The organism is Streptacidiphilus sp. MAP5-3 (assembly GCF_041262505.1).
Classification (GTDB): Bacteria; Actinomycetota; Actinomycetes; order Streptomycetales; family Streptomycetaceae; genus Streptacidiphilus.
In genome coordinates, this window is the sequence record NZ_JBGCCL010000050.1 from 19,705 (window position 1) to 30,394 (window position 10,690).

The 10,690-nt window shown below is 68.5% G+C and carries 7 protein-coding genes and 1 pseudogene; 3 read left to right on the top strand and 5 right to left on the bottom strand.

The genetic code is table 11. The features are described from left to right. Positions 1-40: 40 nt before the first annotated feature. The 5 genes from ABH928_RS35630 to ABH928_RS35650 form a co-directional block, all read right to left on the bottom strand. The gene (locus ABH928_RS35630) at positions 41-1,021 is read right to left on the bottom strand and encodes a hydroxyacid dehydrogenase (protein ID WP_370072896.1); all 981 of its coding nucleotides are present in this window, start codon (positions 1,019-1,021) and stop codon (positions 41-43) included. Positions 1,022-1,225: 204 nt separating this feature from the next. After that, positions 1,226-2,509 (bottom strand): alpha-L-fucosidase, encoded by a 1,284-nt coding sequence (locus tag ABH928_RS35635; protein WP_370072897.1) that lies wholly within the window; start codon positions 2,507-2,509, stop codon positions 1,226-1,228. A 66-nt stretch (positions 2,510-2,575) separates the two neighbouring features. After that, a complete protein-coding gene (locus ABH928_RS35640; protein ID WP_370072889.1) occupies positions 2,576-4,231 on the bottom strand; it encodes a hypothetical protein in 1,656 nt (551 codons plus the stop codon). A 115-nt stretch (positions 4,232-4,346) separates the two neighbouring features. Further along, the gene (locus ABH928_RS35645; RefSeq protein WP_370072890.1) at positions 4,347-5,279 is read right to left on the bottom strand and encodes a carbohydrate ABC transporter permease; all 933 of its coding nucleotides are present in this window, start codon (positions 5,277-5,279) and stop codon (positions 4,347-4,349) included. After that, on the bottom strand, positions 5,276-6,262 hold the full coding sequence (locus ABH928_RS35650; protein ID WP_370072891.1) for an ABC transporter permease: 987 nt from the start codon (positions 6,260-6,262) through the stop codon (positions 5,276-5,278). The genes ABH928_RS35645 and ABH928_RS35650 overlap by 4 nt, the downstream gene beginning before the upstream one ends. A gap of 214 nt (positions 6,263-6,476) precedes the next feature. On the opposite strand from ABH928_RS35650, the gene ABH928_RS35655 reads away from it, so the two are divergent. The 3 genes and pseudogenes from ABH928_RS35655 to ABH928_RS35665 all read left to right on the top strand — a co-directional run. Then, positions 6,477-7,559, top strand: coding sequence for a substrate-binding domain-containing protein (locus ABH928_RS35655; protein WP_370072892.1), 1,083 nt, complete (start codon positions 6,477-6,479; stop codon positions 7,557-7,559). Between the two features lie 482 nt (positions 7,560-8,041). Further along, entirely contained in the window at positions 8,042-10,123 is a 2,082-nt protein-coding gene (locus ABH928_RS35660) for a discoidin domain-containing protein (protein ID WP_370072893.1), read from the top strand. A 127-nt stretch (positions 10,124-10,250) separates the two neighbouring features. Further along, positions 10,251-10,690, top strand: a pseudogene (locus ABH928_RS35665) (hypothetical protein); the annotation flags it as partial.

Below are 10,690 nucleotides of genomic sequence, written 5' to 3' on the forward strand. Positions count from 1 at the left end.
CGGTTCGGTTTCGGCGGTCCGGCCCGCCGGGTGGATGGTCCTAGGCGATGCGGTCGAGTCGGTCGGGGTGGACGGCCTGCGCCATGGGCAGGCCGTCCGTGTAGCGGGCGAGTTCGTCCAGGGCGCGGTCACCCAGGCGGTGCAACTCGTTGCCGAAGGAGCCGGCGATGTGCGGGGTGAGCAGGAGGTTGGGCAGGTCGTACAGGGGCGAGTCGGCGTCCGGGACTTCCGGTTCGAGGTGGTCGAGGACGGCCCGCAGCCGGCCGGAGACGAGTTCGGCGGTCAGGGCGTCGGTGTCGACCAGGGAGCCGCGGGCGGTGTTGATGAGAGTCGCGCCGTCGCGCATCAGCGCCAGCCGGCCCTTGTTCAGCATGCCCTGGGTGGAGGGGAGTTCCGGGGCGTGCAGGGTCACGACATCGCAGGCGGAGCAGAGCTCGTCCAGGCCCACGGCCCGGACTCCGAGCTGCGCGGCCTCGTGGTCGCTCAAGTAGGGGTCGTGGACCAGGATCTGCAGGTCGTGGGGGCGCAGGAGCTCGATGACGCGCCGGCCGATGAGCGAGGCGCCGACGATCCCGATCGTGCGCCGGTAGTTGCCGAGGTCGTGGAGTTGTCCGCGCCAGTCGTGCATACCGCGCACGCGGCGGTACTGGTCACGGATGGCCAGGACGTTCTTGTTGGAGAGCAGGATCGCGGCGACGGTGTACTCCGCGACGGGCAGAGCGTTGGCTGCCGCGCCGGAGGAGATCTGGATCCCGCGTTGCCAGCAGGCGTCGGTGACCAGGCCCTTGACCGACCCTGCCGCGTACACCACCGCCCGCAGGTTCGGTGCGGCGGCGAGAAGCCGTTCGTCGAGCGGGGGGCAGCCCCAGCAGGCGAGGAGGACTTCGGCCCGCGCGAGGGCGGCGGCCTGATCCGGTTGGTCGAGGTCCTGGAGGATCAGGCCGGGGGTGGTGTCGGTGAGTTCGCTCAGGCGGGCCAGTGCGGCTTCGTCGAACAGGCTGGGCAGCAGCGCGGGGTCCATGGCGAGCAGGGTGCGCGGACGGTGCGGTGCCGCGGTGCCGGACTTCAGCCGGGGCACAGACATACGGTGGGCTCCTTGTGATGTGGATTTGAGGCCCGACGTGTTGCGCACGAGCCTGTGGGGCACAGGGCGGGCTGCAGGGGCCTGCTGGTTGCGTCGCCACGTTCGTTCGGCACGGGCCGCGGTGTGGACCTGGACCAGCGGTCAGCCGTGCCCGGCTCCCCGGTACAGCTCCAGTTCGCCGTCCAACTCCACGGCGAGGACGGTGATGTGCGGGTCGGCGGTGGCCGGTGCGTCGATGCTCAGGACGCCGGGCACGTGCTGGAAGCCACCGAAGGTGCGGTGCGCGAGCACCTCGCCGGTGCCCAGCACGGAGACCCGCTTGACCGCGTTCACCAGGCCGCGCACGGTGACGAATGTGCGGGGGGCATCGAGGCAGTGGAGGTAGAGGGTGCGGCGGTCCTTGGAGAGAGTGGAAGGACCGTAGTGGTGGCCGGCCGGCAGGCCGCGCTCGGTGCCGTAGACAGCCTCCGCGTTGCGGCGGATCCAGGCACCGAGCCCCTCCAGCCGGGACGTCTGCTCGGGGGTGATGGTGCCGTCCTCCTTCGGGCCGACGTCAAGGAGCAGGTTGCCGCCCGCGGAGATCGTCTCGGCGAAGGTCCGCACCAGCAGGCCCACCGACTTGTGGTCCCGGTCGAATCCGCGATAGCCCCAGGAGTTGTTGACGGTGTAGCAGAGCTCCCAGGGCCCGTCCGGGGGCGTGATCGGAACGCCCTGCTCAGGGGTGGCGTAGTCGCCGTAGCCGAGCATCCGGGCGTTGAGGATCATGTCCTGCTTCATACCGAGCAGTTCGTCGCGCAGCTCCTTCATCCGCCACTGCCGCTCCGAGCGCTCCCACTGGCCGTCGAACCAGAGCAGGTCGGGGTTGTATCCGGTGACCAGTTCACGCAGCTGCCCGCGGTGGAAGGCGAGGAACCGCTCCCACGCCTCCGGGTCCTCCTGGCCCTCCGGCGGCATGGTGTACGGGTTGTCCGCCATCCAGGGACGCTCGGGATCCTGGTGACGGAGTGTCGGGTAGTCGGGGTGGGACCAGTCGAGGTGGGAGAAGTAGAAGCCGACCTTGAGGTCGTGGCGACGCAAGGCGTCGGCGTAGGGCGCGAGCAGGTCGCGTCCGGCCGGTGCCCTCTTGGCCACCGACAGGTCGCTGTGCGAGGTGTCCCACAGCGCGACGCCGTCGTGGTGCTTGGCGGTGAGCACCGCGTAGCGGGCGCCGGCCCGGGCGAACAGCCCAGCCCACGCCTCGGCGTCGTAGTTCTTCGCGGTGAACCCGTCCAACTGCTTCATGTACTTCTCGTAGGGGACGTCCCCGCCGTAGAAGGACCACGACTCGGTGATCCCGTCCACGGCGTAGATGCCCCAGTGCAGGAAGATCCCGAGCTTGGCGTCGGCGAACCAGGGCTGCATGGTCATGCGGGGACACTCCTCAATGGGTGACGTGCGGTGGTGCCGGGGCGGATCAGAGCGGGGTTGATCCGCGTCGGTCGGTCGGTCGGGCTAGCTCTTCTGCGCGGCGGTGTAGCCCTGGGCGAATTCCGTGGCCATCTGGTCGATCTTGAACTGGCTCTTCAGCTGCGCCACGGTGCCCGTCCAGCTCTTGAGCGACTGCTTGCCGCTGACCACGTCGGCGACGGCCGAGTTCCCCGCCTGGGTGAAGCCGTTGATCTCCGCACCGTAGGTCGCCGATCCCGACTGGTAGGGCACGGACGGGTCGGCGACGACGATCGGCAGCTGGGTCTTGTAGGCGTTGTAGATGCTCTGGGCGATCTGCGGTGCGCCGGGCTGGAAGAGCGGCTGAGGCTGCTGGGCCAGGTACTTGAAGGGCACGTTGGTCACGTTCTCCACTTGGCCCAGTGCGGTGGGCAGGGAGGGGGAGCCGTCGGCGCCGCGGGTGAAGTGCACTCCCTCGATGCCGTAGTTGAGCAGTTCCCACTCCTTGCTGCCGAAGGGCGCGGCCAGGAAGTCGAGGATCCGCAGCAGCATCTTGATCCGGGCCGGCGAGGACTTCTTGATCGTGACACCGTTGAAGACGACGTCGCCGCCCCACACCTTCGGGTTGCTGCCATAGGGGTTGAGGATGTCGACGTCGAAGGCGCCGTTGACCTGCGCGAAGGTGGTGGATATTCCGCCGAGGCCGGTGAAGACGGAGTCCCAGGTCTGGCCCAGGAGCTTGGCGGTGCCCTCGGCGCCCGTGGCGGTCAGCGCGTCCAGGCTGTACAGGCCCTTGGCGTAGAAGTTCTGCATGGTCTCCAGGCCCTGCTGGAACTCCGGAGTGTCGAACATATGGGTGAAGGTCCCGCCCTGGAGCTGCCAATTGCGCGGGGCGCCGGCTGCGCCTACGTGGAAGGGGTAGCCGAAGGGGACGGAGCCGGGGGTGCCGAGGACGGAGCGTCCGGATCCGGTCATGGACTGGGCCGCGGCCAGGAACTGGTCGGGGGACAGGTTCGTGCCCCAGGCGCCGGCGGCCTGGAACCGGGTGCGGTTGGCGAGGTAGCCCTGCAGCGGGGCGTTGTAGCGGTAGATCGGGACGGTGAGGATCTTGCCGCCGATCCGGCCCGCGAGCTCCCAGCCGCGGGTCGGGATGGAGGCGAGGTTGGGGTAGTCCTTGATCGCGTCGCCGGACAGGTACGGCGTCAGGTCGGCACACTCGGCCTCGATGAAGGCCGCGGGCAGTGAGTTGGTGCCACCGATCAGGTCGGGCAGGTTGCCACTGGCCTGCATAGTGGTCTGTGCGGCGGCGAAACTGGTGCCGTTGTCGACGACGAAGTTGGGCTTGAAGTCCACGCCCAGCGCCTTGCCGACAGCGGCCAACAGCTGGTTGGAGGAGTCGAGCTTGACCGGGGCGCCGTAACTGAAGGTCAGCGCGGTGACGGTCGACCCGTCACCGGGAGTCCCGGTGACCGACGGCTTCAGCGGCAGCGCCGGGTAGTGCAGCACACCAGGTGCGCCGTTGTTGGGCAGCGCAGGCAGGTCGTATCGCACGGCGGCGCTGGGCACGTAGGTCGGCCACGCGGCGAGCTTCTTGCCGGCGTTGGAGACCGAGCCGCTGGAACCGCTGGAACCGCACGCGGCGAGCAGAGGAGTAGCCGCGGCGGCTGCGATGCCGACACCGGTCCATCTGAGCAGGGAGCGGCGGGAGAAGTCACTGGACATGGGGGTACCCCTGTTCGGCGCAAGTGGAATGGTGCAGAGGGTGGGACAGGCAGGTGCGGGGAGGGGAGGGGAGGCTTGTCGGGCGGGCCGATGGGCCGGTGGGTCGGTGGGCCGGTCAGGACTTGACTGCGCCGGTGAGCACGCCGCGGGAGAAGAAGCGCTGCAGGAACGGGTAGGCCAGGGCGATCGGGACCACCGCCACCACGATCGTGGCCATCAGGTCGGCCTGCGCGTTGATCTGGAGGGTCGCCAGGCTCTGGCCGCTGGAGTCGGGGCTGTTGCCGCCGATGACGAGCATCCGCAGCAGAGTGCCGAGCGGCCACTTGTCGGCGCCGCTGAGGTAGAACAGGCCCTTGAAGTAGTCGTTCCAGTAGGCGACGCCGTAGAAGAAGCCGACGACAGCGACCACCGACCTGGACAGCGGCAGCACGATGCGCAGCAGGATGCGGGCCTCGCCGGCCCCGTCCAGCCGGGCCGCTTCGTACAACTCGGTGGGCAGGCCCTGGAAGAAGCCGCGCAGGACGACCAGGTTGAACACGTCGATGACGGTCGGGAGGACCAGCGCCGAGTAGTTGTTGACCAGGTGCAGCTGGCTGACGATCAGATAGCTGGGGATCATGCCGGGCGGGAAGAGAAAGGCGACCAGCACGCACTTGAGCACCAGGCGTCTGCCGACGACATTCGGCCGTGACAGTGCGTAGGCCAGCAGGATGGTGCAGGCCAGCGACGTGGCGGTGCCGATCAGGACGAGCAGGACGGAAACCACGGTGGCATGGCTGATCAGGCCCGATCTGGTGATGTCGCGGTAGGCCTGCAAAGTGGGATGGTCGGGCCAGAGCGTGTAGCCGCCGCCTCGGTTCACCTCGTTGAGCGGGGACAGGCTGGTGGAGAGCACGATCCAGAACGGAAGCAGCACCGCCACGACGATCACGGCGAGAGCCAGGCCCTTGGCCGCCTGGGTGAGCGGCCTCGGGCTCTCCTGCCAGGACGGACGCTGAGTGGGGGCAAGGAGGAGGCGGCGCACGGACGCGACTGCTGAAAGGCTCACTGGTAGACCCCTCCCTCGCCCAGCCGGTGGGCGACCTTGTTTGCCGCCAGCACCAGAACCAGTCCGACCACGCCCTTGAACAGCCCCGCCGCTGCTGCGGTGGACCAGTCGTTGTCGACCGTCGCATGGAAGAACACATAAGTGTCCAGGACCTCGGCGACCTGGTGGCCGAAGACGTCCCGCTGCTGCATGACCTGGTCGAACCCGACCGTGAGCACGCTGCCGATCCGCATGATCAGGACCAGCACCAGTACCGGCCGCACTCCGGGCAGCGTCACATGCCAGAACCTGCGCCACGGGCCCGCGCCGTCCATCGCGGCGGACTCGTACAGCTGCTCGTCGACCTGGAACAGTGCGGCGGTGAAGATGATGGTGGCCCAGCCGCAGTCCTTCCAGATCACCTCCGCGACCATCAGCGGCTTGAACCATGACGGGTCGCCGAAGATCGTGAGCACCGGATGGCCGCCGCCGGACACGGCGTTGTCGATGACACCGCCCGGGCCGATCATCTCCTGCACCAGGGCGACGACGATCACCCAGGAGATGAAGTGCGGCAGGAAGACCACGCTCTGGATGAACTTGCGGATCCGCCCCGAGAGCAGGCTGTGCAGCAGCAGCGCCAGCGCCAGCGGGACCGGGACGAAGAACACCAGCTGGAGCAGCGCCAGTTCGACCGTGTTCAGAGTCGCCGACCAGAACGTGGGATCCGAGAACAGGGCCTGGAAGTTGGCCAGTCCGACGAACTGGCTGTGCATGACCCCGATGTAGGGGACGTAGTTCTCGAAGGCGATGACGTTGCCCGCCATCGCGGCGTACTGGAAGACGAGGAAGTAGAGCACTCCCGGGAGCATCATCGCGAGCAGGACCTTGTCCCGCCGTATCCGGTGCGACAGACGCGGCCCGGACGTCCTTTGGGACACTGTCGCTCGTGGGTCGGCGGGGGTGGACTCTTTCGCGCCGACCTGATGGTCGGTGAGTGCCATGTGACCTCCTTTCAACTGACATTCACGCGCGCAGCGATGCCATCCGAGAAGATTCATCAGATGTTTCTGCGGCGACGACGGCTAGCATGTAAGTCGAACGAAGGGGTGTCAATGCAAACCCCCCAGTTCAGAAGCAAACAGAAGTGGCTGACGACACGTCCGGCCGCGCTACCGATGCAGGGGGTGGGCTGTGCTGTCACCAGAACGCCGGGAGATGCTTCTCGCGGAGCTGCGCGCCAAGGGATCGATCAGGACGAGTGACCTGGTCAAGCTCCTGGGAGTGTCGGACGTGACCGTCCGCAAGGACGTCGACGACCTCGTCCGCGCGGGCCTGGCGCAGCGGTTCCACGGCGGCGTCACCCTGCCGCGGGCTGACGACGGCCCCGCCCGCAGCGGGGCGGATGTCCCCCTGCAGCTGGGCGTCCTCCTGCCGGACAGCGGCTACTTCCGTGCGGTCCTGGGCGGGGTGGGCGAGGCCGTCGCCCGCTTCAACGCCCGCCAGTCGCTGGTGATGTCGCGCTACAACGACCTGCGCGACATGGCTGCCATCAGGTCGCTGGTGCAGGCCGGCTGCCACGGCTTGGTGCTGGTCGGGCCGACGGACGAGGACGGCTATGCGCTGTTCCCTGACGAACTGCTGGCCCTGCCGGTGCCCGTGGTCCTGGTCGAGCGCCGGCTCGACCCCGACAAGGTCCTGGACCGTCTCGACCATGTGATCAGTGACCACGTGGCCGGGGCGCGGCTCGCGGTCGAATACCTCGCCGGACTGGGGCACCGCAGAATCGCCCTGGTCACCAAGGCCGTCGGCCCCACAAAGCGCCGGGTCGTCGACGGGTACCAGCGCGCGAGGAGGCAGTTGGCCCTCGACGTCGACCTGCCCGTCTTCGAGGTGCCCCAGATCGGGCCGGAGGAGAACGGTGCGGACCAGAGGATCGCCGACACCCTCGACGCCCTGTGTCGGCAGGGTGTTACCGCGGTGGTGGTGCACAGTGATCCGGAGGCCGTCATGCTCTCCCAGTTCGCCCAGGCCCGCGGGCTGCGGATCCCCCAGGACCTGGCGATCGTCTCCTACGACGACGACGTGGCCGGCTTCGCCGGGATCCCGTTGAGCGCCATCGCCCCGGCCAAGCGCGCCGTGGGCTCGATGGCAGTGGACACCCTGGTGCAGCGGATCCGCCACGGCGCCGCCGTACCGGTCCGGCACGTCACCCTCCAGCCAGGTCTGGTCGTCCGCGACTCCTGCGGAGCTCCGTCCCGCCGTCGCCGTCCACTACCGATACCTTCTGAAGTCTTTTGAATTGTTCGGTAAGCGGCGGTGGTATTGACGCCGGATCAGCAAGCGGAGCATCTTCGTCCCCGTCAGACATCCGACCTATGGACGAGGGTCGCAATGAAGTGCTTCGCATCGGGCCGACTGAGAACTATGCTCGCCACCCCGCCATCGCGGTTCTCACCGGCGCACTGCCCATGACCACCGATGCCGCGTCCGTCCACCCGCAACGGCGTTCACGCTGTACGACAACAGCAGCTACAACGACGCGAATCTGAACTCCGACTTGGGGATCGCGCCCTCGGGTGTGGTCTACGACAGCTGAGCGAACCCGTCGCCCCCGCACCTGGGACGTGGGGCGACACGTCCAGAAGACAGCCACGTCGATCCGCACCCGCCGGCCCCACAGCGCCGTCACGCGTAATTCCGCATTCCCGCCGCTGGTCGACACCTGTCCCGACCATCGGCCTCCGACCCATGCATCCGCTCCGCGAGTGAGGACCCTTTCGTTGCTCCCCATAGCCAAGAGGCGACTGTTCGTTCTGGCCACCGCGATAGCCGCCACGGTGACAGCGGCCCTCCCTGCTCTTCCCGCATCGGCTACCCCCGCGGTGTCCGGCACCGGCTCCGCCTTCCGTCTCTTTGACAACACCGCGTACACCGACGCCAACGTGCAGCGGAACGACGGGATCGCCGCGTCGGGCGTCGTGTACGACTCATGGAGCATCAACTGCGCGAACACCACGGCGTTCAGCTGCAAGATGCCCCCGAAGAGCGACTACCAGGCAAAGATCAGGTTCATCGTTGCCTCGGTCCCGGCGACCTCTCCGATCACGTTGGACTTCGAGGGCATCGACGCCACCGCGGGCACACCCGCCGAGCAGGCCACCAACGACTTCGAGGCCTGGCAGACGCTCCTGCAGTGGACCCGGGAGGTGATCCCGGCCACGCAGCCCCTGGGGGCGTACGACTACGACTGGTCCGTGACGCCGGCCGAGATCAGCCAGAACGCTGAACTGCACCAGGAGGGACTGACTTTCTTCGCGCCCTCGCTGTACACCTACAGCACCGACCTCAATGCCGCGGACCTGGCCGCCTGGACCACCCGGCTGGACGAGGCGGTCGCCAACGACCAGCAGATCGCCCCCGACCAGCCCGTCTACCCCTACATCTGGCCACAGTGGGACCACGGCTCGGACGCCTTCATGGACGGCGCCTCCTGGGCCGAGGAACTGGACTACCTCAAAGCCCACGTCCAGGGCGCCATCATCTGGGGCGGCGGTCACGACCTGGGGTCGGACAGCTGCGGCTGGGTCGACGCCACCCGCACCTTCACGGCCGCCACCACCGGAAGGGCAACGGACAGCGGACCGCTGACCGCGGCCTTCCAGCTCCCCGGCACCTGCCTGCTGACCCGTGGTCAGACCACCTCGGTGCCGCTCACCGTCACCAACACCACCACCTCCACGACCGGACCCACCACGCTCGGCGTCTCCGGGTCCCAGGGCATCGTCGCCGTCCCGGCCCAGCGCACCGTCCCCGCACTGGCAGCTGGTGCCTCATGGTCCACCACCGCACAGGTCCACGTCGGCTGGGACGCTTCTCTCGGCGACACCGTCCTCACCGCACGCCTGGGCGCCGGCGTGCAGCACAGCACCGCGATCGTCCAGGACCCCGACCTGGCCCTGGGCAAGCCCGCAACCCAGTCCTCCACCGACGGCAACGACACCGCCGACCTCGCCGTCAACGGCGGCAACGACGAAGGACTCGCCGGCGGCTCGTTCAGCGAGACAGGCGCCGACCCGCAGGCGTGGTGGCAGGTCGACCTCGGCCACGACCAGCACATCGGCGCGATCGCCGTCACCGGGGCCAGCGGACAACCGTCGGTGAAGAACTACTACGTCATCGTCTCCGACAACCCGGACGCCACCGCGCCGACGACCCCGATCCCGCCCAACCAGTGGCTCCAGACCCGGCCTGGTACCTGGGTGATGAGCGTCTACCACTCCACTTTCCACACCGTGGAGTACAAGGGAGACACCACCATGCGCGGGGCGAGCGGCCCCACCGTCATCCCGACCGGACTCGCCGGGCGCTACGTCAAGGTGCAGCTCGCCGGCGCCGGCCCGCTGGCTCTCGGCCAGGTCCAGGTCCGCCCCGGCACCCCCGACGGGCCGTTGATCGAGGACACCCAGCGTGTGGCCAACGGCGGCTTCGAGACCGGATCGCTCGCACCGTGGACCGCGTCCGGCACCGCTTCCGTCGCCGCTCCCGCGTTGGCCGGCAGCTTCGCGCTCCAACTCGGCGCCAACTCGTCCACCGAGCAGGTCATCACCGTCAAGCCGGACACCACCTACACGCTTAGCGGCTTCGGCGAACTCTCCGACGCCGCAGACCAGGCAGTACTCGGCGTGAAGGGCTACGGCGGCACGCCGGCCAGTGCCGCGATCACCGGCACCACGTGGGACCAGGGCACGCTCACCTTCACCACCGGCCACCACACCACCCACGCGGTCGTCTTCTACAACCACACCGCCGCCACCGGCACCGCGTCCCTCGACGACGTCACCGTGACCGAAGCCGGCCACTAGGCCACAGGTCGGGCGCTCCGGCGTCAGGTGACATGACCTGCCGCCGGAGCACCCCGACCCCGAACCCCTTCACCGACAACCAGTCCCCACGCCACTGCGACGCCCCCATTCTCTGGAGACATCCATCGTGCCGTCATCCTGGCCCCGTCGTACCTTCCTGCGTTCCACCGCCGTCGCGGGCCTCGGCCTTGCCCTCGCCACCACCTTCCCCCACCGGGCCGCTGCCGCAACGACCACGGACCCCTTCGCCACCGTGCGCGCCCAATGGGCGGACTTGACCAGCGGCGGCGCCATCGACGCGACGAATCCCGTGTACGCGACGGCCCTGGCCAACCTGAGCGCAAAGGCGACCACATACCTCTCCCTGCTGGAAGCCTCTTCGACTTCCGCCCAGTTGTTCAGTGACCTCGCGCTCGACACCAACTCGGCCAACGTCACGGCGAGCTTCAACCGGCTGGAGACCCTCGCGCTGGCCTACGTCACCCCGGGAACGGCCTACACCGGGAACGCCTCGGTGCTCGCCGCCGTCACCAGCGGCCTGGACTACATGACCACCTCCGTCTACTC

Bases quoted from the DNA above. Each gene is read 5' to 3' on its own strand.
- ABH928_RS35630 (WP_370072896.1), bottom strand. From the start codon at position 1,021: ATGGACCCCGCGCTGCTGCCCAGCCTGTTCGACGAAGCCGCACTGGCC.
- ABH928_RS35640 (WP_370072889.1), bottom strand. From the start codon at position 4,231: ATGTCCAGTGACTTCTCCCGCCGCTCCCTGCTCAGATGGACCGGTGTC.
- ABH928_RS35650 (WP_370072891.1), bottom strand. From the start codon at position 6,262: ATGGCACTCACCGACCATCAGGTCGGCGCGAAAGAGTCCACCCCCGCC.
- ABH928_RS35655 (WP_370072892.1), top strand. From the start codon at position 6,477: ATGCTTCTCGCGGAGCTGCGCGCCAAGGGATCGATCAGGACGAGTGAC.